We start from the raw sequence: 25,807 nt of genomic DNA on the forward strand, positions 1-25,807 counted from the left end.
TTGAAGGAATCGGCCAAGAGCCGTGCCACGTTCGTGTTCCTGGCGGGCATTGCCCGTCCGCTCATGAATATCCTGATGGCCAAGAAGTGGGAGGGAACGGAGAAGCTTCCCGCCGGAGGTTTCATCGCAGCACCCAACCACTGCACGGAGATCGACCCCATCGTGGTCGGCCACATGCTGTACAACCAAAACCGCCCGCCGCACTTCCTGGCCAAGTCCGGCCTGTTCAAGGCTCCCGTGCTTGGTTCCTTGTTGCGGGCAACCCGCCAGATCCCCGTTGAACGTTCGACGGCGGGTGCCAACCGCTCGCTGCAAGTGGCCCGTGAGGTGGTGGACGCCGGAGGCGCCATCATCATCTACCCCGAAGGGACACTGACCCGCGATCCCGACATGTGGCCCATGAAGGGGCACACCGGAGCTGCGCGGCTGGCGTTGAAGACCGGGGCGCCTGTGGTACCGATCGCCCATTGGGGCGCCCAGGAAGTTTTTCCGCGCTACGCGAAGCGGTTCCATATCTTCCCCAGGAAGACCGTCCGGGTCCTGGTGGGTGATCCCGTTGATTTGAGCGCTTTCGCCGACCGGCCGCTTGACCGCACGACGCTGCAGGAAGCGACCGACGTGATCATGGACGCCATCACCGCGCTCCTGGCCGAACTCAGGGGTAGCCAGCCGCCCGCCGAGAGGTGGGACCCGGCCAGCAACAACCAGTCCAAGCACGGCCGGTTCGTGGAGCGGGGTACCGAACCGGCCCGCGACCAGGCTGAACCCGGCGCCCCGGAAGGGGACACGAAATGACGATTGCCCCGGGCAGCACGGGAACACCGGAGACAATCGCGGTCCTGGGTGCAGGCTCGTGGGGAACCACGTTTGCCAAAGTCCTTGCAGACTCTGCTGCCGCTACGGGCGCCGTGCGCGACATCCGCATTTGGGGACGCCGCGCTGAAGTCGTTGAGCAGATCAACAAGGAACACCGCAACGGGCAATACCTCAAGGACATCGAGCTGCCCGGCGGTATCACGGCGTCCACGGATGTCGCCGAAGTCCTGAAGGATGCGCAGCTGGTGGTGCTCGCAGTGCCGGCCCAATCCCTCAGGCCACAGCTGGGCGAGTGGAAGCCGCTGATCGCGCAGGACGCCGTTGTCGTTTCGCTGATGAAGGGCCTGGAACTCACTACGGATGCCCGTATGAGCGAGGTCATCGCGCAGGAGCTGGGCATTCCCGCGTCGCGCGTTGTGGTGGTTTCAGGTCCCAACCTGGCGATGGAAATCGCCAGGGAACAGCCAACGGCGTCCGTGGTCGCCTGCAGTGATGCCGAAACCGCTGCTTCTGTGGCGTTGTGCTGCACGGCGCCATACTTCCGCCCATACACGAGCACTGATGTCGTGGGCGTGGAAATCGGGGGCATCGTGAAGAATGTGATTGCCCTTGCCGTAGGTATCTGCGAAGGACGCCAGATGGGTGACAACACCAAGGCGTCGGTGATCACCAGGGGCCTGGCCGAAACCTCGCGGCTGGCCTTGGCCCTCGGCGGAGAAGCCCACACCATGGCCGGCCTGGCGGGCCTTGGGGACCTCGTGGCTACCTGCTCTTCGGCGCTGTCGCGGAATCACACGGCCGGCCGGTTGCTGGGTGAAGGCCTCAGCCTGGAGCAGGTGGGTGAACGCATGACGCAGACCGCCGAAGGCATCAAATCAGGGCCTGCAGTGCACGAACTCGCAGGCAAGCTTGACGTGGAAATGCCGATCACTGCAGCAGTGGTGGCCGTCCTTGAAGGCAAAATGTCCGTTGACGACCTGGGGCCACGATTGCTGGCCCGGGCGCTGAAGTCCGAAGGCGACTACTGAATGGTGACTGAACAAAATCTTCCCGCTGGACGCCGCCCCCGCGTGGCGGTCCTCTTTGGCGGACGTTCGAGTGAGCATGCCGTCAGCTGTGTCACAGCGGCAGGCGTCATGGGCGCCATGGACAAGAGCAAGTACGATGTCGTCCCGATCGGCATCGCCAAGTCGGGACAATGGGTCCTGGCGGCGGGCGACACCAGCCAGTGGTCCCTGAGCGCCGCAGCGCTGCCGGAAGTCCCGCCGTCGGACAAGACTGTCACCCTGGCCGAGATCGGAGGCGAGCACCAGCTGATCGTCACCGCTCCCAACGCTGTTCCGCAGGAGCTCGGCTCCGTGGATGTGGTTTTCCCTTTGCTGCACGGCCCCTTTGGCGAGGACGGAACCATCCAGGGACTGCTGGAACTGTCCGACACGCGGTATGTGGGAGCCGGTGTCCTGGCTTCCGCAGTGGGCATGGACAAGCACTACATGAAGGTGGTCTTCGAAGCCGCGGGATTGACGGTGGGACCATACATCGCGGTGACGGACCGCGAATGGCTGACCGATGCCGACGGTGTCCGGAAACGGGTGGACAAGCTTGGTTTCCCTGTTTTCGTCAAGCCCGCCCGGGCAGGCTCCTCCATGGGCATTTCCAAGGTGGACTCCCTGGACGGCCTGGATTCGGCCATTGAAGAGGCACGCCGCCACGACCTCAAGCTGGTCATTGAAGCCGGTATCAGCGGCCGGGAAATTGAATGCGCCGTGCTCCAGGGACGCGGCACCGATGCTCCGCGGACGTCCATGCCAGGGGAAATCGCCGTCTCTGCCGGCGAGCACCAGTTCTACGATTTTGCCGCCAAGTATGTCGAGGACGGCGCAGCGGCGCTGAGCTGCCCGGCAGACATGCCGGAGGAGGCCATTTCCAGGGTCCGTGAGCTGGCCGCTGTGGCCTTCGATGCCGTGGGCGCCGAGGGACTCAGCAGGGTGGACTTCTTCTACACGCCGTCCGGTGAGCTGATCATCAATGAGATCAACACCATGCCCGGGTTCACTCCCAAGAGCATGTACCCGCAGATGTGGGCTGCGTCCGGGCTTTCCTACAGCGAACTCATCGACGAACTGATCCACTTGGCGCTGACCCGGAAGACCGGCCTGCGCTAGAACCGGACAACAGTCAGCGGGGCAGGCCGTGCCGCTCGGCCGGGGACGGCTACTGGCTTGAGGGCAGGTCCTGCAGTTCTTCCTGGCCTACGCAGCCCTTGGTTGCCTTGATCTTGCCGGCGGCGTTGGCCAGTTCCGTCAGGACGGTCGCAGAGCTGATATTGGCCGATTCGAGCTTGGCGGGGTCGATCAGGATTTCAGTGGCGGGCTCGCGGCCGAACGTGGTCAGCGTCCACACGGGGTTGCCTTCCTTGATAACCCAGTCGACATCGTTGACGCTGACACAGCGGTCGGTGGTGGGACCGGGTACGTTGACCCCGCACCGGAGGATCACCTGGGAAGGGTCACCCCAGGCTGCTGTTGCCTGGCTGTTGGTTTTCCGGAGCGTTGCGTCGCCGATTGAATCCGGCAGCGCGACCATCATGGGGGCGCAGGCGGGGTTGGCCGCGTCGGCAGCGGCCGGGACGTCCACAGCGGGGGCGCACGCCGACAAAGCCAGCGCGGAAGCCGCACCCAGCGAAAGGACAAGGCTGGTACGGCGAACGAAATCCTGGTGCATCAGTCCAGACTATCCCGGCCCGCCGGACCCGCCGGCTTTACGTTGCGCTGGTCACATAACCTCCGGGAAGGCGGTATCCCGGCGCTGGCAATGGCCACGGCTATTCTGTCGGCCGGCCGCGATAGCGTAGATGCGTGCACGAAGATCACCTCACCGTCGGCCAGTTGTCGGAGCCACAGCTCCTTGCCCGGATTTTTCCGCGGCTTCATCAGGGCCCGGGGGTCCTCCTGGGCCCGGGCGATGATGCTGCGCTGGTGGCTGCACCGGACGGCAGGACACTCATCTCCATTGATACCCAGACCCAGGACCAGGATTTCCGTGTCGAGTGGAACAACGGGTACCGGACCACGGGCTTCGACGTCGGTTGGAAGTCCGCCGCACAAAACCTGAGCGACATCAATGCCATGGGCGGAACCGCCACGTCCCTCGTCGTGAGCCTCAGCATGCCGCCGGCCACTCCCGTCTCATGGGTGGAGGAGTTTGCCGACGGGCTCACAGCGGGCATCTCAGGTTTAGGGGCAGCGGAATGTTCCGTGGCGGGGGGCGATTTGGGCCGGGGGCGTGAACTGTCCGTGACCGTGGCCGTCATGGGCACGTTGGCGGGCAAGCCGCCGGTGCTCCGCTCAGGTGCCCGGCCCGGGGATTCCGTGGCCGTGGCCGGAACCGTGGGTCGCGCTGCCGCCGGCCTGGCCCTGCTGGAAAGCGGCATGGCGGTCACTGGCCTCACGCTTGAACAGCGGGACCTCATGGACAGCCAGTGCAGGCCCTGGCCACCTCTGGCCGCGGGCCCCCTGGCGGCGGCCTCCGGAGTGTCCGCCATGATGGACATTTCCGACGGGCTCATCCGTGACGCCGCCCGGCTCGCCGCAGCCAGCAACGTGCTGATCGACCTCGACCCTGGCGTCCTCAAAAGCTATGCCACGCCGCTCGAACCTGCCGCTGCCCTGCTGGTCGCCGATGCCATGGAGTGGGTGTTGGGCGGGGGAGAGGACCACGGGTTGCTGGCCACTTTCCCAGCCGGAATTCAGCTGCCGGAGGGGTTCACTGCGATAGGCTCAGTGCATGCCGTTGCACCGCCGGGAGACAACGGGGTCCGGATTGCCGGGCAAGCTGCCGACACCGTGGGATGGGATCATTTTGCAGACTAAGATCGCCGCGAATGCGCACGCCATGAGACGTTGGCTAGGCAAAACGGAGGTGGTCCTGGGCAACCACAGCGACCGCCTCAACGCGATCAACATTTTTCCCGTCGCTGATGGCGACACCGGTACGAACCTCTATCTGACGGCCCGTGCAGCCTTTGGCGCCCTCGACGACTCTCCGGCCGGGAATACCGAAGCCGGTGCCGACGTCGGAGCGGTCCTTGCACACGCCGGCCAGGCTGCCATCGAACAAGCCCGTGGCAACTCCGGGACGTTGCTGGCCGTCTTCCTGTGCGCGGCCGCCGAACCGCTGGCCGGAAAAACCCGGCTGAGTGCCCCTTTGCTTGCCGCCGCGCTGCACCGGGCCCAAATCAGGGCCTGGTCCGCACTGAGCGAGCCCGTTTCCGGAACCATGCTCTCCGTCCTGGAAGCAGCAGCCCACGCTGCCCAGGCGGTAGACGCCACCCAGAACGGAGACGACTCCAACCATGCGCTCGGCCTTGCGCTGGATGCCGTGGTGGAGGCAGCGTTCCAGGCTGTGGTGCGCACCGAAGACCAACTGGCACCGCTCCACGATGCCCATGTAGTGGATGCCGGCGGGGTGGGCATGCTGTTGGTTCTCGATTGCCTCCGGTCCGCAGTGCTGGGAGAGGAGCTGCAGGACGAGCTCCTGGACGGCCTGCACGGTTACCAGCTGCAGGACCCGCACATCCACCAGCACATGCCGGCAGATGACGGCGTTGAAGTGATGTGCACCATCGACCTCCTGCCCCTGGATGCGGCGATCCTCCGCCAGCGGCTTGATGAGATGGGGGATTCGGTGATCATGAGCCAGGTGGGCAGCTCGGCAAACCATCACCAAGACGACGACTCCGCGGCGGAGGTGCGGTACCGCTGGCGCGTCCATGTCCACGTCCCCGACCCTGAGCCCGCAGTGGCCTTGATCCGCTCCCTGGGGGAGCCCACGGACCTTGCCGTGAGCCAACTTGCAGTTCCCCGGGAGCCCGCGGCAGTGCAGGATGCCGGGCCCGCAGCGCACCCTTCGCCGCATGAACACTGAGCTCGAACTGCCCCTGGAACGCCGGATCGGCAAACGCTCGGCAGGGGTGCTGGAGAAACACCTGGGCATTAAAACCACGGGTGCGTTGCTCAACTACTTTCCCAGGCGCTACCTCAGCCGCGGCGAGCTGACTCCTATCTCCAAGCTGCCGCTGGACGAAGAAGTAACCCTGATCGCACGGGTCATTTCCAACAGCACGCGTCAGATGCGTGCCCGCCGCGGTTCGATTACCGACGTCGTGGTCACGGACGAAGCCGGCGGCAGCACCGTGGCCGGGACGCTGAAAGTGAGCTTCTTCAACGGATTCCGGGCCAAGGCTGAACTCCTGCCGGGCCGGCGTGCGATGTTCTCCGGCAAAGTGACCCGTTACGGAGGGGCACTTGGCTTGACCAATCCCGATTTCCTGCTGCTGGACGAGGACCCGGATGTCGAAGGCGCCATGGATCCGGAAAAGCTGGCAGCCATGCCCATTCCCGTGTATCCGGCCACTGCCAAGCTGACCAGTTGGTCGATCCACAAGGTCATCACCACCCTGCTGCAGACGCTGGACCTGCAGTCACTCCCTGACCCCTTGCCGCAGCCGGTGGTCCACCGGGACAAGCTCCTGGGCGTGGCTGAGGCCTACCGCCTGATCCACATGCCGGAAACAGCCAGGGACTGGCAACGTGCCCAGGAACGCTTCCGGTACCAGGAGGCGTTGGTCCTCCAGGCCGCGCTTGCCCGGCGCCGTGCACAGCTTGCGGCGGAGGAAGCCACCGCACGCCGTCCCGTGGCCGAGGGCATCCTGGGTGTGTTCGACCGAAACCTTCCCTTCACCCTCACAGCGGGGCAGGCGGCCGTGGGAAAGACCTTGTCCGAAGAACTCGCACGGGACACACCCATGAACCGCCTCCTGCAAGGGGAAGTGGGGTCCGGCAAGACGATTGTGGCGCTCCGGGCCATGCTGCAGGTGGTGGATGCCGGCGGCCAGGCCGCCCTCCTTGCCCCGACGGAAGTACTCGCGGCCCAGCACTACGATTCCATCCGCCGGACCCTCGGCCCCTTGGCCCGCGATACGCTGTTCGGTGGTTCCGGGATGCTGGGCGGTGATGCCGCAGAGGAAGGCGTCCAGGTGGTGCTCCTGACCGGATCCATGCCCACGGCCGCCCGCAAGCAGGCCATGCTCGATGCCGCGTCGGGCAATGCGGGCATCGTGATCGGCACCCATGCCCTGTTGAGCGACAAGACCAGTTTCCAGGACCTTGGCTTGATCGTGGTGGATGAACAGCACCGCTTTGGGGTGGAGCAGCGTGATGCGCTGCGGGCCAAAGCGCAGCGGCCGCCGCACCTGCTGGTCATGACCGCCACCCCCATTCCCCGCACGGTAGCCATGACGGTGTTCGGTGATCTGGAGACCTCCGTCCTGGATGAACTGCCGGCAGGCCGGGCGCCGATCTCCACCCACGTGGTAGGCCTGGCGGAAAACCCGGGCTGGGTGGACCGGATCTGGAAGCGCTCCCGTGAGGAAATTGACGCCGGGCACCAGGTGTACGTCGTCTGCCCCAAGATCGGAACGGACGACGACGGCGATTTCAGTCCGGGGGAGGCTGAACCGGGCGATGCCGAACTGTCGGCTGAAGGACCGTCCCGCGAGCTCGCGTCCGTCACGGCCGTGGTCGAAAGCCTCCTCCAGGAGCCTTCGCTGGCGGGAGTTCCCTTGGCCCCGCTTCACGGGCGGCAGGACCCGGTGGTCAAGTCAGAGACCATGGCGTCGTTCGCCGGGAACCAGACCAAGCTGTTGGTTTCCACCACCGTTATCGAGGTCGGTGTGGATGTCCACAACGCCACGCTCATGGTGATTTTGGATGCGGACAGGTTTGGCATTTCGCAGCTCCATCAGCTGCGTGGCCGGGTGGGCCGTGGCGGACTGCCCGGAACCTGCCTCCTGGTCACCACGCTGGAACCGGGCCATCCGAGCCGGCGCAGGCTTGATGCGGTCGCCTCGACCACGGACGGTTTCGAACTGTCCCAGGAGGACTTGAAGCTCCGCCGCGAAGGCGACATCCTGGGTGCCTCACAGTCAGGTGGGCGGTCAACGTTGAAGCTTCTGCGGGTCCTTGAGCACGAAGACCTCATTGTGCGCGCGCGATCGGACGCCCAGGACCTGGTGGCCGTCGATCCCACCCTGCGGGGCCAGCCTTCGCTGGCTGCTGCCATTGATGAGTACCTGAACCCTGAGAAAGAGGCGTTCCTTGAACGCGGTTAAAGGAGCACGTGCATGAGCCGCGTTATCGCCGGCGTTGCAGGCGGGAACCCGCTGACGAGCGTTCCGGGAACGGCCACCAGGCCCACCACCGACAGGGTCAAGGAGGCTTTGTTTTCCCGTCTGGAATCACTGGACGTGGTGGAGGACGCCCGTGTCCTGGATTTGTACGCCGGGTCCGGTTCCCTGGGCATAGAGAGCGCCAGCCGCGGTGCACGCAGCGTTGACCTGGTGGAATTCGATGCCCGCGCCAGCGATGTGTGCCAGCGCAACGCAGACATGGTCAACCAGGTCCTTGGCGGCAGGAAAGTTTCGGTCCACCGTTCCAAAGTGGAGTCGTATCTGGACCGGGCAGGGCCGGGCGACTTGTGGGATCTGGTGTTCCTGGACCCGCCCTACCCGCTGGCCGAACCGGCACTGGGTGCGGTGCTCGGCAAGCTTGCGCCGCACCTGGACGAAGGCGCCGTTGTGGTGGTGGAAAGATCCGCCCGCAGTGCGGAGCCCCAGTGGCCGGAAAGCCTGGAGTGCTTTGCGGAGAAGAAGTACGGCGAAACCAGGTTGTGGTTTGCTGAACCGGCCTAGCCGGTGATCTTGTCGAGGTCCACGCCCGTCAGCACGGCGGCGGGGTGCGGGCCGCGGGCCAGCAGTTGCGTCGTCCAGTCCTGTGGCCAGGGCGCCAGTGTGCCGGCCAGCACGATGTTTCCCGGGTAGCGGCCGTCAAACATGCCGCTTTCGGCGAACGCAGCAACGTCCGCCATGCTTTCCCTGAGCGCGGCCACCTGGCTTCGCACCAAGGTCAAAGCTGCTTCATCGCCGACGTTGACGATCAGGACTCCGGAGGGCTGCAAACGGGCCGCCGCTTCCTCGTAGAATTCCCGGCACGCAATATGTGCCGGGGCTTCGGGACCGGAAAAGATATCGAGAATGACGACGTCGAAGCGCAGCTTGGCGGGAAGCTCTGCCAGTGCGTCGCGGGCGTCGCCGATGTGCGTGTGAAGGCGGGTGCCCTCCGGCATGGGCAGGTGATGCAGGACGAAGTCCAGCAGTTCGCGTTCCAGTTCCACGGCGTACTGTTCCGAGCCCGGCCTGGTCGCCTGGATATACCGGGCCAGCGTCAGGGCGCCGGCGCCGAGGTGCAGCGCGGTGACGGGGATGCCTGGGCGGGCGGCCAGGTCCACAAGATGTCCGATCCTGCGGAGGTATTCGTAGAAGATGTCCTCGGGGTGGGCCAGGTTGACGTGGGACTGCTCAGCCCCGCCGATGCTGAGGATGCAGGCGCCCTCCACCAAGGTGTCGGCCTCGATGGTGGCATGTTGTCCCGTGGCACGCAGGAAGCGGCTTGCAGCGTGGGGACCTCCGGTGCCTTTCAGAGCCGGTCCCTCAGGGTTGCGAGCCGTTCGGCAGCAGCTTCCAGGACTTCGCGTTTCTTGCAGAATGCGAACCGCAGGAGGGTCCGCGTCCGTTCAGCACCTTCGGCATGGCAAAACACCGGAACTGGTATGGCCGCCACTCCTGCCAGTTCCGGCAGGCGCCGGGCCAGGTCCACGGAATCCGCTATTCCCAGCGGGGCAGTATCTACGTTAACGAAGTATGTCCCGCTGGGGGTGTAGACGCCGAACCCTGCCGCGCGGAGTCCCTCGGAAAGGATGTCCCGTTTCTGCTCAAGTTCCCTGGCGATGCCGGTGTAGAAGTCGTCGGGAAGGGCAAGGCCCACGGCAATGGCGCTCTGGAACGGTGTCCCGGAACTGTAGGTCAGGAACTGCTTGACCGTACGGATCGCCGCCACGAGGTCTGCCGGCCCCGTGAGCCAGCCGACCTTCCAACCGGTGAAGGAGAAGGTTTTGCCCGCCGAGGAAATCGTGATTGTCCGTCCAGCGGCGCCGGGCACCGTAGCTACCGGTATGTGCGGCACGCCGAAGGTCAGGTGCTCGTAGACCTCGTCGCTGACAATGATGGCGTCGTGCTTGACGGCCAGCTCCACGATCCTGGACAGGACTTCCCGGGGGAAGACGGCGCCTGTGGGATTGTGCGGGTTGTTGAGGAGAACCACCTTGGTGCGGTCGGTGAAGGCGGTCTCGAGGGCCTGGAGATCGGGGAGGAAATCCGGGGCCTGCAGGGGAGCGGTCACGTGGCGGGCGCCGGCCATCCCGATGATGGCCCCATAGGAGTCGTAGAAAGGCTCGAAGGTGAGAACGTCGTCTCCGGGCTGTACAAAAGCCAGCAGCGATGCAGCAATGGCTTCCGTGGCTCCGGTGGTGACCACGACTTCAGCTTGCGGGTCAACATCCAGCCCGTAGAAGCGGTGCTGGTGGGCGGCTACGCCCTCACGGAGTTCGAGGACGCCCTTGCCGGGCGCATATTGGTTGGCGCCGGCGGCGATAGCCGCCTGCGCCGCTGCCTTGATGTCGGCCGGTCCGTCCTCGTCGGGGAAACCCTGGCCGAGGTTGATGGCACCTGTGGAGTTGGCCAGCGTGGTCATCTCTTCGAAGATCGTCATGCCCAGCGTTCCGTCCGCGGACAACAGGTTGGCTCCGCTGGCTGCGCGTTGCCACGGGCTGGCGGAACTGCCGGGAGCGGCCAAGGGGACGGTGCTGCCTGCGGATGACATGTCAGCCATGGTATCCCGGCGAAGCTTTGGGGTAGGTTCGTCTCATGAGACGCGCGGTATGCCCCGGATCCTTTGACCCCATCCACAACGGCCATCTCGAGGTCATTGCCCGCGCGGCCGGCTTGTTCGACGAAGTCATCGTGGCTGTGTCCACCAACTACGCCAAGAAGTACCGTTTCAGCCTGGAGGACCGGATGGAAATGGCGCGGGAGACCCTGGCCTCGCTGCGTGGCATCATCGTGGAGCCCATGGGGGAGGGGCTTCTGGCGGAGTATTGCCGTCACCGTGGAGTGTCGGCGATCGTCAAGGGTCTGCGCTCGTCTTCCGACTTCGACTACGAACTGCCCATGGCCACGATGAACAGGCAATTGTCCGGTGTCGAAACCGTGTTCCTTCCGGCGGAAGCGCATTATGTCCATCTGTCCTCCACACTGATCAAAGAGGTCAACGTCCTCGGTGGTGACATCTCGGACTTCGTGCCCAAATCGGTGCTCAAGCGCCTCCTGGCTGGCGAGCCTCCGTCGGACAGTCCGCGCAAGGGGTAGGCTTGTCAGGTGCCTCGATGGCTTGATGCCCCGGGGATCCAAACGGAAACCGCCGTGCTTTTGCGCGCCCCGGCGCCGGTTTGAGTCCTCACTCGCGATCAGGCTAAGATGGTACGTCGGTCATATGTTCTACAGGAGTTCTCATTAAGAGCGATGCAAGTTCGCCCTTGGCGCTGTCAGTCAAGGACCTCGGGCGCAGCCCGGGCACAATGCGGACACTCAACGAGCATGTACCTGCACCAAGTGACCTTGGTGTGGCACTCATTGGCGTGGAGGAAGGCTCGGATGTCGAGCTGGACCTTCGTCTGGAGGCCGTACACGAAGGAATTCTGGTATCCGGATCCGCGATCGTCGAAGTTACCGGCGAATGCGGGCGATGCCTGGATCCCCTTGCGTATGACCTTGAGGTCAATGTGCAAGAACTTTTCTTCTATGAAGGTGTTGAGCTTTCAGAAGGAGAAGACGATGAAGAGCAACGTCGAGTCGAGCACGATCTGATCGATCTTGAGCCGGTGTTGCGGGACGCAGTGGTAACCACGCTGCCGTTCCAGCCGGTGTGCCGGGAAGACTGCCAGGGCCTTTGTTCCGAATGTGGAATACGCCTGGAAGACGAGCCGGGGCACCACCACGAGGTCATTGACCCTCGCTGGGCTGCCCTAGCTGATCTGGCTAAGAATGACCGGCAAACTGATTAGTAAGTGTTGGACTAAGAGAGAAATGAGATAGCCGTGGCTGTTCCCAAGCGGAAAATGTCTCGCGCAAACACGCGCGCACGCCGTGCCCAGTGGAAGGCAACTGCCCCCAACCTGGTCAAGACCGTCGAAAACGGTCGCGTTACCTACAGCCTGCCGCACCAGGCGAAGGTCGTCACCGACTCCGCCGGTACCGCGCTGTTCCTTGAATACAAGGGCCGCAAGGTCGCAGACGCCTGATCTGCCGTCAAAGGCTGACCAAGGATGTCTTCAACTGAAGAGCTTCTGAAGCGTCTCGGTGTCTCCATTGACACCGAGACGCTTCGTCTTGCTCTGACACACCGCTCCTACGCGTACGAGAACGGCGGGATCCCCACCAACGAGCGCCTTGAGTTCCTCGGCGACTCCATTTTGGGTTTCTCCGTCACAGATTCCCTGTACCGGGAGAACCCCGAGCTGCCCGAAGGCGAGCTCGCAAAGCGGCGCTCCGCCGTCGTGAGTACGCGGGCCTTGGCCGGTATCGGCCGTCAGCTTGGCCTTGGGGAGTTCATCTATCTCGGCCAGGGCGAGAAACTGACCGATGGCAAGAACAAGGCCTCAATCCTCGCGGACACCATGGAGGCGCTGATCGGCGCAACTTACCTGTCCAATGACATTGAGACCGCCCGCCAGCTGGTCATGCGCCTGGTGGGGCCGCTGCTTAAAGACGCCGGTGCCTTGGGCGCGGGAACCGACTGGAAAACCAGCATCCAGGAGCTGACCGCCAGCCGACAGCTTGGCACTATCCACTACGCCGTGGAAGGCTCCGGCCCCGACCACGCGCGCACCTTTGAGGCCGTACTGAACATCGGCGGTATGCCCTACGGCCGCGGGTCCGGACACTCGAAGAAGGAAGCCGAGCAGGAAGCCGCAGCCGATGCCTGGCGCGCCCTGACGGCGACGGACCAGGCGCCCGCCGGACCGGCTTCCGCCTGAACCATGCCTGAACTTCCCGAAGTCGAGGTTGTCCGCCGCGGACTGGCCCGCTGGGTCAGGGGCCGCACGATCACCGCCGTGGAGGTCCTGGACCCACGTTCCATCCGCAGGCATGCCCTGGGTGTGGAAGATTTCGTCGGCAACCTGGAACACACGAGGGTGGTGGACGTGGTCCGCCGTGGCAAGTTCCTGTGGATGCCCCTGGCCATGGACGACGGCCCGGCAATGACAGCGCCGATGCCCAAGGTTGCCTTGATGGCGCATCTTGGCATGAGCGGGCAACTGCTCATGCAGGACCCGGATGTTCCGGATGAAAAACACCTCAAGGTCAGGATCCGGCTCAGCGAGTCCGCCGGCATGCCGGAGCAACTGCGGTTCGTCGACCAGCGCATCTTTGGCGGATTGTTCGTGACGTCCATGGTGCCCACCCCGGACCACGGCCCCGGCGGTCTCGGTGAGACCCCGCTGCCGGAGATTGCCGAAGAAGCCTCGCACATTGCCAGGGACCCCCTGGATCCCCTGTTCTCCCTGGATGCGTTCCACCGCAGGCTTAAGGCCAGGAAAACAGGCTTGAAGCGCGCGCTCCTGGACCAGTCCCTCATTTCCGGGATCGGCAACATCTACGCCGATGAGGCCCTATGGCGGGCACGGCTCCACTATGCACGGCCCACGGACAGGCTGCGGCGCGCGGACACGGAACGGCTCCTGCAGGCGGTCAAGGACGTCATGGATGAAGCTCTCGCTGCCGGGGGAACGAGCTTCGATTCGCTGTACGTCAACGTCAACGGCGACTCCGGGTACTTCGCGCGGTCCCTCAATGCCTACGGGCGGGAAGGCCAGGCCTGCAGCCGGTGTGAAGCCGCCGGGCTGCACAGCATCATAAAGCGGGAACAGTTCATGAACCGTTCCTCCTACACGTGCCCTGTCTGCCAGCCGCGTCCCAGGAACGGGCGCTGGTAAAAGCCCTCCGGCAAGCACGCGGACCGCGCAATTTTCCGCACCGTTCAAACTGTTCCGCATCAGGGGTGGCAACTGGCAGACTGTCCCCATGAAAAGCTTGGCGCAAGGTGATGCGACAGGGCTGGACCGGCCATGACGGCGCGGCGGCTGGTGATCGTGGGGCTGTGTCTTGCCTTGGTGATTGCCGTGGCTGCCGTGGTTTTCGATCAGCTGGCCCGGCAGGGGAGTACCGCCTCCCCGGCCCCCTCCACCAGTACAAGCAGTGCTGCCGGTGCAGACCCTTCCGCCAGTGCCGCGGCACCCGGCTCCGGCAGCCCGACGTCGAACGCTTCCGAACCCAATCCGACCTACGGCGCCGCAGAGCAACCTTCCGGCACCAAGCCCCTGGAGGTCCTTCCGCCGGTCACGGCCACGCCGACGGGACTTCCTGCTCCGTCAGAGCCCGCCCCGCTGCTCACAGGAGTGCCACCGGCGCCGGGCACGGCCCAGGGAGAAGTGGTGGACGGCTGGCCGGCAGACATCCTCACCCTGCCCAAAGGGACCACCGTAGGCTCCACCAGCATTTCGACGTCGGGGGACATCGTGCAGCTGACCGCAGACGGGATCGTCGGCGCCTCCCAGTCTGACGTCCTGGCCGACTTCCGGCAGACCCTTGTGGGCCGGGGTTTCTGGTTCGAGGACGCGCCCGCCCCCGACGGTTCCCTGGCGCAGAGGTTTGTCCGGGGCGGGGACACGGTCACGGTATCGGTTTCGACGACAGGAACAGGGAGCTCACGCTTCCAGTTGCTGGGCAGCATCCGTACGGCAGGGTAGGGGCATGGATGTATATTTCTCTTTCTGACCGCAGCGGAGGTAAGCGGGACAAGCCGAAGGGCGCCGGTCCGGCGCCGGTGGACGGAATGTCAGCGGTCGACGTTCCGTTTCGTTTGTCTCCGGTCATTCTGTGGTTGGGCATCGTCAGCATGGTCACGGATGTTTCCTCCGAATCCGTGGCCGCTGTCCTGCCGCTGTACATCACCGGGTTCCTGGGACTTGGGACGATCGCCTTCGGATTTATCGATGCGATCAACCAGGGTGCCAGCGCGATCGTGCGGATTGCAGCGGGTTGGGCCGCCGACCGCACGGGCCATCCCAAACGTGTGGCCTTGGCCGGATACGGGCTTTCCATGCTGGCCCGCATCGGTTTCCTGTTTGCCGGCGGTTTCTGGACCATAGCGGCGATCGTCACGGGCGACCGGATCGGCAAGGGCATCCGCACCGCCCCCCGGGACGCACTTATTACGGTTTCTGCCCAACCGGAACACCTGGCGAGGTCTTTTGGTGTCCACAGGATGCTGGACAACATCGGTGCCGCTGCCGGACCCATGATTGCCTTCCTTGTCCTGCTGATGATCCCCAACGGCTTCAGCACGGTTTTCGTCGTCTCGCTTGCGTTTGCCGTCATCGGCGTGGCCGTGCTGGCCCTGGTGGTGCCGGACCTCAAGGCGCCCGGACTGCGGGACGCGCAGAGCGCCAAAACAGGGCCGGGCACCGAACGCCGCCTCTTCGCTCTCTCGTGGGGGCATTTCAAAGAACCGGGACTTGGCAGGTTGCTCATCGCAGCCGGACTCCTGGGCATCCTCACGATCGGCGATGCGTTCATCTACCTTGTCCTGCAGGCGCGCGATTCCTTTGCGGTCCAGTGGTTCCCCCTGCTGTTCGTGGGGACGAACGTGGTCTTCCTGGCATTCGCGATTCCCTTGGGACGGTTGGCTGACAGGGTTGGCAGGGTTCCCGTGTTCATCGGCGGCCACGTCGCTCTGCTCGCCTGCTACTTCCTGGCTGCGTTGCCATGGGGCGGCTTGTGGAGTACCGCGGGCTGCCTCATCCTCCTCGGCGCTTTCTATGCGGCCACCGACGGCGTGCTGGCCGCCCTGGCGGCCCAACTGACGCCGCATGGCAAGCTGGCCATGGGCATTGCGTCGGCGCAGACCGTGGTGGCGCTGAGCAGAATGGCCGCTTCAGCAGGATTCGGTGTGCTGTGGTTCGCCGTGGGTGCGACCACTGCCATGGTCATTGCCGGCGCTTTGCTGGCATGCGCCGTGGTGGCTGTGCTCTTCATCCTGCCCGGCGCCAAAGGCGCGAAGGCAAGTGCGTGAGCGGGACGATCGTCACGGGGCGGCTGCGCTGGGGCATCCTGCTGGCCGTGACGGCAGTGGTGCTGGCGGCGGCGGGAATCTATGCTGCCAGTGCCTATCAGCGCTTCCAGGAGAGCCTCACGGCGGCCCCTTCCGTTGGCGTGACTGCAGGCGGTCAGCTTCCTTCGGTTCCCTTTGTCCTGTTCAGGAACACCGCTGCGGGCCAAGGCTACGGCAACGCCGCAACAGTTCCCTTGTCCGAGCCTGACGGCACCCGGGCCGTCAGTGGCCAAGCCTGTGACAGGGTGTACGGGACCAGGTCGAGCGTGGTCTGCCTGAAGACAAACCGCGGACTCGTCACAGCTTTTCAAGCCGAGGTGCTGGACAAGGACTGGAACCGCGAACGCACGTGGCCTTTGCCTGGAATTCCCAGCCGGACCCGGACCAGTCCCGACGGCTCCATGATTGCCACCACCGTCTTCGTCACAGGACACTCGTACGCCACGGCCGGATTCTCCACGGCCACCGAAATCGCCCTGCCATCGGGCACCACCGGCAATCTTGAGGACTTTGCCCTGATGGTCAACGGCCAGCAACTGACGGCGGCGGACAGGAATATCTGGGGTGTCACCTTCGTGCCCGGTCAGGAGGATGCTTTTTATGCAACGGCAGCATCGTCCGGCCGCATCTGGCTGGTTCGGGGAAGCCTGTCGGCTAAGACCCTGACCGCCGTCCACGACAACGTCGAGTGCCCGTCCATCTCTCCGGACGGCACCAGGATTGCCTATAAGAAGAACGACGGCGGGACGCTGGCCGCCCACTGGAACGTCGCAGTTCTTGACCTCGCTTCAGGACGGGAAACAGTCCTGGCTGAGAAGCGCAGCGTGGATGACCAGATTGAGTGGCTGGACAACGACAACCTGCTCTATGGCCTCGCGGACGAGTCGCTGGAGGGCGACAGCAATATCTGGAAGCTGGGTACCGATCCGGCGTCCCAACCGTCCGTCTTCATCAAGCACGCGTGGTCGCCCAGCGTGGTTCGGTAATCTTTCACAACGATGCCGGCGTCCGCTCCTGGAGTTCGGGGGAACGGGCGCCGGCAGCTTAGGGGCGGTTGGGTTTCAGCAGGTCCGCAACAGCGTGCAGAGCAGTCCGCCGGATTGCGTTGTGGTGGGTGAGGGTGTTGGCGTGGGGCTCGGGGAAGCCGTTGCCGTACTGGTGGCTGTTGGGGTTGCCGTAGCCGTCTGTGTCTGGGCTGGTGCTGCTTGGGAGGTTCCGGTGGTCGCGAAGACAACGTCAACAAAGTAGTTTGTTGCATTCCACGAGTTGCCCGGCATCACACTGCCCGAGCCATACCGGTAGAGGCCGTTGTTGGGTCCGGACGCAGTGAAGACTCCACTGGTCCAGGTTTGGTTGAAGAAGCCCGAGGTGTAGGAGTAGCGGCCGTTGGGTGCGCGGTAGGAAACCACGTACCGCTGGCCCGCCGTGAGCGCTACCGGCGTGGACAAGGTGGCTGTCTGCCAGCCCGTCGCCGTCTCGTTGGTGAACGTCACCTGGGCTATCCGTGTTCCCGCGGAATTCCAGAGCGAGCCCACATGCGTTCCGGAATTGCCCGTCCCCTTGTAGAAACGGATCGCTGTTACGTTGCCGGGCTGGGACACAGTGAAGGCCGTTCCTAGTTCAACGGGCTGCGGATCGGACGCTGCTGCCACCTGGGGAGCCAGAGACCCGAACATCGAGGACTGCTGGATAGTGGCAGCAGCAGTAGTGAACTGCCACGTGGTGGTGGGCAGGGTCTGGCCCTGTTGGGACACCACATTTGAAACAGTCGCCGTGACTGTTGCGCTCGCGGGGAGGGCCGTGGCGGGGGTGAAGACCAGCGTACGGGCGTCGGCCGACAATGCCGCGGTTCCGGCGATGGAGGACCCGTTGGTGCCCAGCGTGAACGTGGCGCCGGGACGGATTGCGCTGGAGAAGGTGATGGACGGCTTCACGTCGCCGGGTATGCCCGTGGCACCGGGTGCCGGAACCTGCTCACTGATGGTGAACGGAGGCGGGGTTACCGCGAACACCAGATCCACCAGGTAGCTCGAACTGGAGGAGGCGTTGGGGAAGTCGCTGCCGTAGGCGAAAGCGCCGGAGTCGGACGCGGTCCGGAGGGGTCCGCTGGTGAAGCCCGGGCCGAAACCATTGGCCGTGTAGGAGTAGTTGCCCGTGGGTGACTTGTACGCCACCACGTACTCGACATCCGCCTGGATGGTGACGGGCTGGTTGAGCATTGCCGTTTGCCAGCCCATGGTCGATTCGTTGGCGAAAGCAACGCTGGCAAGCAGTTGGCCCGTTGCCGTGTACAGGAAGCCGGTGTGGGCTCCGGTGTTTCCGGACGACTTGTAGAACCGGATGCCGGTGACCTGGCCTTCGGTGTCGCTGGCGAACCTGACGCCGAGGGTCAGGGGAACGCCATCGTTGGCGTCCGGCGTTGCCGGTGTCACCGTGTCCTGATAGAGCGTGCAGGGGCAGGCGCCGGGTGTCCGCGGCGCAGGAACCGTGGTGAACGTCCACGTGGCATCGCTCAGTACCTGCCGCGACACTGCTGTTGCCGTGACGGTGGCCGTGTAGCTGGTAGCCGCGGCCAGTGGTGCGCTCGGCGTGAAGGTCACTTTCCTGGTGTCCGTGTTGTAGGTCGAGGTGCCGGCCACCGTGGCGCCGGCCGCCGTCTTGACGGAGAGGCTGACTCCCGTGGCTGCCTCGGACAGCACCGCGCTGACGGCGGTGTCCAACGGAACACTGGATGATCCTGGCAACGGTGTCTTGTTGGTCGGCGTGAAGGCGGGCGGCGGCACGTTGACGATCACATCCACCAGGTAGCTCGTAGAGGACCGTGAACCGGGGAAGTCGCCGCTGTAGGTGTAGGCGCCGGCGTCGGAGCCCGTCCGCAGTGGTCCTACGCTCATGCCTTGGCCGAATCCGTTGGGCGTGGCCGAATAGGTCCCGGTCAATGACTTGTAGGACACGATGTACTCGGTGTTGGCTGCCATCTGGACCGGTTGGCTGAACATGGCGGACTGCCATCCGGAGGCAGATTCGTTGGTGAAGCTCACCGTGGCAAGCTGCTGCCCGGATGCTGTGTAAAGGGCGCCGTTGTGCGTGCCGGTGTTGCCCGCCGACTTATAGAAGCGCATACCCAGCACTTCACCGGCAGAAACGCTCGAGAACCGTACGCCGAGGGTCAGCGGAACACCTTCCCTCAGTTCCTCGATCCCGGGGGTGACGGAGTCGTTGAACAGGCTGCACGGGCACGAACCGGGAACGGGGATCGTGGCACCGGTGGTGAAGGACCACGTGCCGCCGGCCGTCACCCCGCCACCGCTGGTGTCGGTCCCGGACAGCGTTGCCGTGTACTGGGTGCTGAAGGCGAGCGCTGCTGACGGTGTGAAGGTTGCCCTGCGGGTGGCGGAGTCGTACGAGGTGGTTCCCGCCACTGGTCCGGAGCTGGAGGCGAGGTTGAGCTTCACGGACGCAGCTGCGACGGGCTTGGAGAATACCGCGCTGACGGAGGTGTTGACCGAGACACTGGAGGATGACGGCAGCGGGTTGTGCCCGGAGACGGTCATGGGACTGGTGTCCACCGTGCTGAACACCGCGTCAACGAAGTAGTTGCCGCCGTTGAAGCTGGAGGTGGGGAAGCCCTGCCCGCCTGCATAGACACCGGCGGGTTCGGCGCCGAAGCCTCCGGCCACCGTGAGGGGCGCGGCGGTGGAGCCGAAACTTGCCCATTGGAATTCCTTGACGGCGTAGTGGCCGTTGGGTGCGGTGTAGGAGACGGTGTACTTTTGTCCGGCTGCTACGGCCACGGCCTGGCTGAAGAGGACGGTTTGCCAGCCGGTGGATGTCTCGTTGGTGAAGGTGGCGGTGGCCAGGCGGCTTCCGCTGGAGTTCCACAGGGAGCCGGTGTGGGTTCCTGTGTTGGCTGCACTCTTGTAGAAACGGACTCCTGTGATGAATCCGTCCACTGTCGGGGTGAACCGCAGTCCCATCTCGTAGGATCCACCGTCGCCGGAATCCGGTTTGGCAGGAATCGTTTGTCCGAAGACGCTGTAGGGACCGTTCACTGTGAGGCTTCGGGATGTTGCGGCACCGATGTTTGCGCTGTCGTCGATCGCGCGGGCCTGGATGGCGGCGGTTGCAAATCCCTGCTGAATGTAGCTGTAGGTCCAGTTCTGTTTGCCTTGGGCTGGATGCCAGGTGGCACCGTTGTCGGTGGAAACCTCGACGCCGGCCACCACGCCGCCGGTGTCCGCTGCGGTTCCCGTGACGGTCACCTTGGCGCCATGGGCGATCGCAGTGCCGTTGGCAGGGGCCGTTATTGCGGCGGTCGGCGCAGTTTTGTCGCTGCTCGCGGTGGCTGCGACCAGGCCTGCGGCCCGGGTGGCGGGTTGTGCACCCATGTCGGCCAGGAGGTTCACCTGGGCCTGCCGCATCCGGATGTCGGCGGCCGCGCCGTCTCCGTCATGCTCCTGGTCCAGGCCCCAGGTCCATTGGACGCTGCCGGCGGAGAAGACCAGTGCGCCACTGGCCGCCCTGTAGAGGGTCACGTTGTGGGTGGTCGTGCCTGGCGCCACGGTGTTGCCGAAGTCCTGCAAATACTGGGGTACGTTGCCCGTGGTGGTGGAGAGCCGGATCAACCCGGCGGGCCTGAAGCCGTTGTCCAGGTCCTCGTTGGATTCGTACCCCACCGTATGGGGTGCCAGCGCTGCGGATGTTCCCGCCGGAAGGGACGCGAGTGACGTGTTGCGCCACAGCCGGGTCTTGCCTTCTTCCGCGGAGACCGTCACCGGCAGGTCGGAGAAGTTGGACATGTAGAGCGTGCCGGTCAACCCGTTTTCGGGAAGTCCGCCTCCATTGCTCTGGGAGGCGAACCGTGGATCGCGCCAGGTGCCCGTCCACTGCGCCGTTGGGTCGATCTTTTCATTGGCCCAGGTTTCCTTGTAGCAGGTCAGCGTCCGGCCCGCCGCGCCGTCCACGCTGGAGGGCTCGAACCGGGTCCGCCAGTACATCTCATTTCCGGAGAGGAACTGCAGGTTGACGCCGGCGTCGCGTGCCGCCGTGACATTGGCGCGCTGGGGGCCTGACCAATACTCATCGTGGCCCACAGACAGGAACACCTTGTGGTTCAGCAGTTCGGCGCCGTTGCGGTCCGCGTCCAGCCCGCTGATGTAGCTGACGTTGTAACCGTTCTGTTCCAGGAAGCGGACCATGGGGTACTCATTGGCAAAGTAGAAATCACGGCCGCCAGGGCCGCCGCGCGTTGCCATGGGCCGGTTGTAGCTGACCTTGTAGGCCCGCCCGTTGGCCCCTTGGTAGTAATCGGCGCCGCCATAGGAGTTGTAGGCCTGCCAGGTCTGGTCCGCCGTTTGGAAGACGATGTCCGAGCGGTTGCCGTCATTGCGGACAATGAACGTGATGTGGCTCTGGCCCCCGGTGTCGGGACGCGTCAGCAAGGCAATGTAGATGCCGGAGACGGCCGTGGACGGCACCTGCCAGGTGGCTGAAACGGCCCATGTGCCGCAGTCGTACAGCTCGGTGGTGAGGTCATGGCGGCACGCCGGCTGGTTCTGCCGGAAAGCAGACGGAGTCACATCGGCAATCTTGCGGGCACCGTTGCCCCCGTACCAGCCGGTGCGGTAGATCGCGATCGTGTACGTGGAAGCGTTGGTATCGACCTTGAACTGGATGGGCTGGCCCGCGTTGACACTGATGGCCGTGGAGAAGCCCTGGATGGAGTCGTCACCGGCCCCTGAAATGTCCCATTCCGACGGCGGGCTGCCGGGTTTCGAGTTCTCGCACACCACGGGATTCACCACGGGGTCGCAAGGCCCGGCCGCCATCGCCGCAGGTGCCGTCAGGGGGAGCAAAGCGGCAACCATCGCAAGGACAAGGGGCACGAGGAAGCCCTTGAAGAGTGGTTGGGGCCGGGTGGCTGAAAGTCCGGGCATCGGAACTCCTGGGGGTATGCCATTGCAGTACGGGTCCGCGCAAACCGCCCGGTCCCTGCTTGCCGCTCCCCAGCCAGGGTCAAACCAAGATCTTCAGTTATCGCAACACGAGGGCCACAACGCCTGCGGTGCTCCAAAACCACCCCGCTTGCCCTGAAGACCATGCAAGCGAAGGCGGGATCACCGGAGTAAACCGACAAGTAACCCTTGGCAGGAGTGTAGGGGCGGGGGAAGCCACCCGCAAGGCTTTTTCGGCTCCGGATCCAAGGTTTCATTCCAAACCGCAGTAGATTTAGGGGATACAGCACCCGGGCCACCCAGGAGAACCGAAGCGCCTTGCATTTGAAAAGTTTGACCGTCCGCGGATTCAAGTCGTTTGCGTCTGCCACGACGTTCGACTTCGAACCCGGCGTCACCGCAGTGGTGGGTCCCAACGGTTCGGGCAAGTCCAACGTGGTGGACGCGCTCGCCTGGGTCATGGGGGAGCAGGGCGCCAAGACGCTCCGTGGCGGCAAAATGGAGGACGTCATCTTCGCCGGCACTTCAGGCCGGCCACCCCTGGGACGGGCCCACGTCTCGCTGACCATCGACAACACGGACAACGCCCTCCCCATCGAGTACAGCGAAGTCACCATCTCGCGGACACTGTTCCGCACAGGTGGTTCCGAATATGCCATCAACGGCGCCCCGTGCCGGTTGCTGGACATCCAGGAGCTCCTGTCGGATTCGGGACTGGGGCGCGAGATGCACGTCATCGTCGGCCAAGGCCAGCTTGACCGCGTCCTGCATGCCACCCCGGAAGACCGCCGTGGCTTCATCGAAGAAGCTGCGGGCATCCTCAAACACCGCCGCCGCAAGGAAAAGACGGTGCGGAAGCTCGAGGCCATGCAAGCAAACCTTGCACGGCTGGGGGACCTCACGGCCGAGATCCGGAGGCAGTTGACGCCGTTGGGCAAGCAGGCCGAAATCGCCCGCCGCGCCCAGACCGTCCAGTTCGACGTCAGGGACGCCCGTGCCCGTCTCCTTGCCGATGACCTCGTCCAGCTGACCACCGCCCTGGAACAGGACGTCGCAGACGAAGAGGCCCTCAGGGAACGCCGGCAGATCGTTGAGGCGGAACTGGGCAACGGGCGCAGGCGGCAGGCGGAACTGGAACAGCGTGCAGCCCACGCCACGCCCCGGCTCAATGCCGCACGCGACACCTGGTACCAACTCTCCGCAGCCAGGGAACGCTTCCGCTCCCTGGGATCACTGGCCGCCGAACGGCGCCGGCTCCTTGGCTCCTCGGAGCTCCCACCGGATACCGGCCGCGACCCTGACCAGCTGGAGCGCCAGGCCGCCAGGGTCCGGGACGAGGAAGCTGCTTTGGAACACGACATCCTGGCCAAGCAGGCTGCCTTGCTTGAAGCCACGGTGGCCAAGGATTCAGCCGAAGCCCTCGCCGCGGCGGAAGACAAACGGCTTACGGCCATGCTCCGGGCGGCAGCGGACCGTCGCGAGGGCCTGGCCCGCCTGGCAGGGCAGGTCGCGGCCGCCCGGTCACGGGCAGAGGCCGCAGAAGCCGAACGTGGGCGCCTCCGCGAATCACTCGCCGCCGGCAACGAACGGCGTCGCCAGGCCCAGAGTGAATTCACCGCCCTGGAAACACAGGTAGCGGGTGTTGAAGACGGCGAAGAAGGCCTGGATGCAGAATACGAGTCCGCCATGGAAGCCCTTGAGGCAGTCGTCGCGGAGATTGAAGAACTCACCGCGGCCGAACGCGATGCCCTGCGCGAGCGGGATGCCCTGACCGCCCGGAAGGATGCGCTGCAACTGGGCCTCAACCGCAAGGACGGATCCGGACGCCTGTTGTCAGCCGGCATCGACGGCCTTGTCGGTCCGCTTGCCGGCATGCTGGCCATCGAACCCGGTTTCGAGGCTGCCGTCGCCGCCGCCCTTGGCCAGGCCTCGGATGCCCTTGTCGTCTTGGACACAGCCGGCGCAGTGACAGCCCTGAACCTCCTGAAAGATGAAGACGCCGGGCGGGCAGCCTTGTTGCTCGCCCCGGAGACGGACCACCCCCGCCCGCAGGACCTGGACTTGCCTGGCGGCTGCCGCTGGACATCCGACGTCGTCAAAGTCACCGCACCGTCGGCCCAAGCCGCATTGGCGCTCCTGGCCGCCACCGCCGTCGTCGATGACCTGCAGGCCGCCGCGGCTCTGGTGGCTGAACGGCCCGAGCTCACGGCGGTCACCCGCGGCGGTGACGTCCTGACCTCCCTCACCGCCCACGGCGGGTCCGCCACCGCGCCGTCGCTGCTGGAGATCCAGGCGGAAGTTGACGACGCCGCTGCCCGGCTTCAAGAAGTAACCGGAGCACTGGAACGCGGACGTTTTGCGCTCGCAGGTGCGCGGGCACGTCGTGTGGAAGCGCAGGAGCGTGCCGATGCTGCCCTGGACCGGCTCCACGAATCGGATGCCCGGCTTGCCGCCGTCGCGGAACGGCTGGGCCACCTGAACTCGCTCCTGCGCAGCGCCGTGGGCGAAAGTGAGCGCCTTGAAGCCTCGCTGGCCCGGGCCGAAGCCAACATCGCCGAAGCGCAACTGGATCTGGAAGTAGCTGCCGAGCGCTTGGCTGCCGCCCAGGAAGCACCGGACGATGAGCCCTCCACGGACATCCGGGATGAACTGGCCGCAGAAGCGAGGTCGGCCCGGGCTGCCGAGATGGAGGCCCGCCTGGCCCTGCGGACCGCCGAGGAGCAGTTGGGGGCTGTCAGCAACAGGGCGGCCTCCCTGGAACGGGCAGCAGCCACCGAACGCCGGGCACGCGAAGAAGCTGCACGGCGGGCGCGGCGGCGGCAGGCCCAGGCGCAACGGGCGGCTGCGGTGGCAGCAGCCGTTGAACAGGCCCTGCAGTTCATCGATGTTTCGGTGGACCTGGCCGGGAGGGAGCGCGACCTCGCCGAACAGGTCCGTGAACAATTGGAGCGGGACCTGTCCGAAGTACGCTCCGGCAACGACGCGTTCGCCCGGGAGCTGGCCGATCTTACCGATTCAGTCCACAAGGATGAGTTGGCGCGGGCACAGCAGAGGCTCCGGATCGAAGCACTCGAACAGCGCGCTGTGGAAGAGCTCGGGCTTTCTGCGGAGCAACTGGTGGCCGGGTATGGACCTGACCAGCCGGTGCCCGTACCGGCGGGGCCGGGAGCGGACAAGTGGGCCGAGCTGCGCGCACCCGTGGACGAGGACGGGAACCCCATCGTCGAGGGCATCCCGTTCGTCCGTGCGGAGCAGGAGAAACGGCTGAAGAAAGCCGAACGGGAACTTGCAGCGCTGGGCAAGGTGAACCCGCTGGCTTTGGAAGAGTTCGCTGCCCTCGAGGAACGCCACCAGTTCCTCAACACCCAACTGGAAGACCTGAAGGCCAGCCGGAAGGACTTGCTGGACATCATCAAGGAAGTGGACAACCGGGTCCAGCAAGTATTCACGGAGGCCTTTGCGGACACCTCCAGGCAGTTCGACCACGTCTTTGCGCGGCTCTTCCCGGGCGGCGAAGGCAGGCTGGTCCTGACCGACCCCGAGGACATGCTGACCACAGGCATCGAGGTCGAGGCACGTCCTGCCGGAAAGAAGATCAAGCGGCTTTCGCTGCTTTCCGGCGGAGAACGTTCGCTGACGGCGGTGGCGTTGCTGGTGGCGATCTTCAAAGCCAGGCCTTCGCCCTTCTACGTCATGGACGAGGTCGAAGCCGCACTCGACGACACCAACCTGGGCCGCCTCATCACCATCTTCGAGGAGCTCCGGGAGTCCAGCCAGCTCATCGTTATTACGCACCAGAAGCGCACCATGGAAGTGGCGGATGCCCTGTACGGGGTGACGATGCGGGGAGACGGGGTGTCCACGGTCATCAGCCAACGGCTCGGTGACGGGGCATAGCTTTGTGAGAAGGTA

Annotated in this window: 20 protein-coding genes; 16 read left to right on the forward strand and 4 right to left on the reverse strand. The window is 64.9% G+C overall.

Annotated features, from left to right (window positions below):
• The 3 genes from ACSVIE_RS15570 to ACSVIE_RS15580 are packed head-to-tail and all read left to right on the forward strand — an operon-like array spanning position 1 to position 2,981.
• A complete protein-coding gene (locus ACSVIE_RS15570; RefSeq protein ID WP_442424429.1) occupies positions 1-795 on the forward strand; it encodes a lysophospholipid acyltransferase family protein in 795 nt (264 codons plus the stop codon).
• Positions 792-1,844, forward strand: a complete 1,053-nt coding sequence (locus ACSVIE_RS15575; RefSeq protein WP_442424430.1) for an NAD(P)H-dependent glycerol-3-phosphate dehydrogenase — start codon at positions 792-794, stop codon at positions 1,842-1,844. The genes ACSVIE_RS15570 and ACSVIE_RS15575 overlap by 4 nt, the downstream gene beginning before the upstream one ends.
• Positions 1,845-2,981, forward strand: a complete 1,137-nt coding sequence (locus ACSVIE_RS15580) for a D-alanine--D-alanine ligase family protein (protein ID WP_442424431.1) — start codon at positions 1,845-1,847, stop codon at positions 2,979-2,981.
• Between the two features lie 49 nt (positions 2,982-3,030).
• On the opposite strand, the gene ACSVIE_RS15585 is transcribed toward ACSVIE_RS15580, so the two are convergent.
• On the reverse strand, positions 3,031-3,540 hold the full coding sequence (locus tag ACSVIE_RS15585) for a DUF3515 family protein (RefSeq protein WP_426003067.1): 510 nt from the start codon (positions 3,538-3,540) through the stop codon (positions 3,031-3,033).
• A gap of 134 nt (positions 3,541-3,674) precedes the next feature.
• On the opposite strand from ACSVIE_RS15585, the gene thiL reads away from it, so the two are divergent.
• The 4 genes from thiL to rsmD are packed head-to-tail and all read left to right on the forward strand — an operon-like array spanning position 3,675 to position 8,566.
• Positions 3,675-4,688: a thiamine-phosphate kinase gene (thiL, locus tag ACSVIE_RS15590; RefSeq protein ID WP_442424432.1), complete on the forward strand. Its 1,014-nt coding sequence runs from the start codon at positions 3,675-3,677 to the stop codon at positions 4,686-4,688.
• Positions 4,689-4,710: 22 nt separating this feature from the next.
• Entirely contained in the window at positions 4,711-5,742 is a 1,032-nt protein-coding gene (locus tag ACSVIE_RS15595) for a DAK2 domain-containing protein (RefSeq protein WP_442424433.1), read from the forward strand.
• Positions 5,732-7,987 carry an ATP-dependent DNA helicase RecG gene (locus tag ACSVIE_RS15600; RefSeq protein WP_442424434.1) on the forward strand — a complete coding sequence of 752 codons (2,256 nt, stop codon included), beginning with the start codon at positions 5,732-5,734 and terminating at the stop codon, positions 7,985-7,987. The genes ACSVIE_RS15595 and ACSVIE_RS15600 overlap by 11 nt, the downstream gene beginning before the upstream one ends.
• Before the next feature lie 12 nt (positions 7,988-7,999).
• Positions 8,000-8,566 carry a 16S rRNA (guanine(966)-N(2))-methyltransferase RsmD gene (rsmD, locus tag ACSVIE_RS15605; protein ID WP_442424435.1) on the forward strand — a complete coding sequence of 189 codons (567 nt, stop codon included), beginning with the start codon at positions 8,000-8,002 and terminating at the stop codon, positions 8,564-8,566.
• Here the strand turns inward: rsmD and ACSVIE_RS15610 are convergent.
• Both ACSVIE_RS15610 and ACSVIE_RS15615 read right to left on the reverse strand, forming a co-directional pair.
• Entirely contained in the window at positions 8,563-9,354 is a 792-nt protein-coding gene (locus tag ACSVIE_RS15610; protein WP_426007558.1) for a spermidine synthase, read from the reverse strand. The genes rsmD and ACSVIE_RS15610 overlap by 4 nt on opposite strands.
• Positions 9,351-10,601: an aminotransferase class I/II-fold pyridoxal phosphate-dependent enzyme gene (locus tag ACSVIE_RS15615; RefSeq protein ID WP_442424436.1), complete on the reverse strand. Its 1,251-nt coding sequence runs from the start codon at positions 10,599-10,601 to the stop codon at positions 9,351-9,353. Before ACSVIE_RS15615 ends, ACSVIE_RS15610 begins: the two co-directional genes overlap by 4 nt.
• 35 nt (positions 10,602-10,636) lie before the next feature.
• Here ACSVIE_RS15615 and coaD point away from each other — a divergent pair, with 35 nt between their 5' ends.
• The 8 genes from coaD to ACSVIE_RS15655 all read left to right on the forward strand — a co-directional run bounded on the left by coaD (position 10,637) and on the right by ACSVIE_RS15655 (position 16,927).
• Positions 10,637-11,137: a pantetheine-phosphate adenylyltransferase gene (coaD, locus tag ACSVIE_RS15620; RefSeq protein ID WP_426003056.1), complete on the forward strand. Its 501-nt coding sequence runs from the start codon at positions 10,637-10,639 to the stop codon at positions 11,135-11,137.
• A gap of 167 nt (positions 11,138-11,304) precedes the next feature.
• A complete protein-coding gene (locus tag ACSVIE_RS15625; protein ID WP_426003054.1) occupies positions 11,305-11,832 on the forward strand; it encodes a YceD family protein in 528 nt (175 codons plus the stop codon).
• A 33-nt stretch (positions 11,833-11,865) separates the two neighbouring features.
• Complete coding sequence (gene rpmF, locus ACSVIE_RS15630; RefSeq protein WP_426003053.1) at positions 11,866-12,069, forward strand: 50S ribosomal protein L32; 204 nt, start codon at positions 11,866-11,868, stop codon at positions 12,067-12,069.
• Between the two features lie 24 nt (positions 12,070-12,093).
• Positions 12,094-12,804: a ribonuclease III gene (gene rnc, locus ACSVIE_RS15635; RefSeq protein ID WP_442424437.1), complete on the forward strand. Its 711-nt coding sequence runs from the start codon at positions 12,094-12,096 to the stop codon at positions 12,802-12,804.
• Between the two features lie 3 nt (positions 12,805-12,807).
• On the forward strand, positions 12,808-13,764 hold the full coding sequence (gene mutM, locus ACSVIE_RS15640) for a bifunctional DNA-formamidopyrimidine glycosylase/DNA-(apurinic or apyrimidinic site) lyase (RefSeq protein WP_426003050.1): 957 nt from the start codon (positions 12,808-12,810) through the stop codon (positions 13,762-13,764).
• Positions 13,765-13,896: 132 nt separating this feature from the next.
• On the forward strand, positions 13,897-14,577 hold the full coding sequence (locus tag ACSVIE_RS15645) for a hypothetical protein (protein WP_442424438.1): 681 nt from the start codon (positions 13,897-13,899) through the stop codon (positions 14,575-14,577).
• An 8-nt stretch (positions 14,578-14,585) separates the two neighbouring features.
• Positions 14,586-15,902 carry an MFS transporter gene (locus tag ACSVIE_RS15650; RefSeq protein WP_442424439.1) on the forward strand — a complete coding sequence of 439 codons (1,317 nt, stop codon included), beginning with the start codon at positions 14,586-14,588 and terminating at the stop codon, positions 15,900-15,902.
• Positions 15,899-16,927, forward strand: a complete 1,029-nt coding sequence (locus tag ACSVIE_RS15655; RefSeq protein WP_426003045.1) for a TolB family protein — start codon at positions 15,899-15,901, stop codon at positions 16,925-16,927. Before ACSVIE_RS15650 ends, ACSVIE_RS15655 begins: the two co-directional genes overlap by 4 nt.
• Positions 16,928-17,002: 75 nt before the next feature.
• Here ACSVIE_RS15655 and ACSVIE_RS15660 read toward each other — a convergent pair whose 3' ends face one another.
• Entirely contained in the window at positions 17,003-21,877 is a 4,875-nt protein-coding gene (locus ACSVIE_RS15660) for a DUF4082 domain-containing protein (RefSeq protein ID WP_442424440.1), read from the reverse strand.
• Positions 21,878-22,213: 336 nt separating this feature from the next.
• On the opposite strand from ACSVIE_RS15660, the gene smc reads away from it, so the two are divergent.
• Positions 22,214-25,792 (forward strand): chromosome segregation protein SMC, encoded by a 3,579-nt coding sequence (gene smc / locus ACSVIE_RS15665; protein ID WP_442424441.1) that lies wholly within the window; start codon positions 22,214-22,216, stop codon positions 25,790-25,792.
• Positions 25,793-25,807 lie beyond the last annotated feature (15 nt).

It is taken from the genome of Paenarthrobacter sp. NCHU4564 (assembly GCF_052156435.1).
Classification (GTDB): domain Bacteria; phylum Actinomycetota; class Actinomycetes; order Actinomycetales; family Micrococcaceae; genus Arthrobacter.

Excerpts from the sequence above, each read along its gene's own strand:
- ACSVIE_RS15575 (WP_442424430.1), top strand. The coding sequence starts at position 792 with ATGACGATTGCCCCGGGCAGCACGGGAACACCGGAGACAATCGCGGTC.
- ACSVIE_RS15580 (WP_442424431.1), top strand. The coding sequence starts at position 1,845 with ATGGTGACTGAACAAAATCTTCCCGCTGGACGCCGCCCCCGCGTGGCG.
- ACSVIE_RS15585 (WP_426003067.1), bottom strand. The coding sequence starts at position 3,540 with ATGCACCAGGATTTCGTTCGCCGTACCAGCCTTGTCCTTTCGCTGGGT.
- ACSVIE_RS15595 (WP_442424433.1), top strand. The coding sequence starts at position 4,711 with ATGAGACGTTGGCTAGGCAAAACGGAGGTGGTCCTGGGCAACCACAGC.
- ACSVIE_RS15600 (WP_442424434.1), top strand. The coding sequence starts at position 5,732 with ATGAACACTGAGCTCGAACTGCCCCTGGAACGCCGGATCGGCAAACGC.
- rsmD (WP_442424435.1), top strand. The coding sequence starts at position 8,000 with ATGAGCCGCGTTATCGCCGGCGTTGCAGGCGGGAACCCGCTGACGAGC.
- ACSVIE_RS15615 (WP_442424436.1), bottom strand. The coding sequence starts at position 10,601 with ATGGCTGACATGTCATCCGCAGGCAGCACCGTCCCCTTGGCCGCTCCC.
- coaD (WP_426003056.1), top strand. The coding sequence starts at position 10,637 with ATGAGACGCGCGGTATGCCCCGGATCCTTTGACCCCATCCACAACGGC.
- rnc (WP_442424437.1), top strand. The coding sequence starts at position 12,094 with ATGTCTTCAACTGAAGAGCTTCTGAAGCGTCTCGGTGTCTCCATTGAC.
- mutM (WP_426003050.1), top strand. The coding sequence starts at position 12,808 with ATGCCTGAACTTCCCGAAGTCGAGGTTGTCCGCCGCGGACTGGCCCGC.
- ACSVIE_RS15645 (WP_442424438.1), top strand. The coding sequence starts at position 13,897 with ATGACGGCGCGGCGGCTGGTGATCGTGGGGCTGTGTCTTGCCTTGGTG.
- ACSVIE_RS15650 (WP_442424439.1), top strand. The coding sequence starts at position 14,586 with ATGTATATTTCTCTTTCTGACCGCAGCGGAGGTAAGCGGGACAAGCCG.
- ACSVIE_RS15660 (WP_442424440.1), bottom strand. The coding sequence starts at position 21,877 with ATGCCCGGACTTTCAGCCACCCGGCCCCAACCACTCTTCAAGGGCTTC.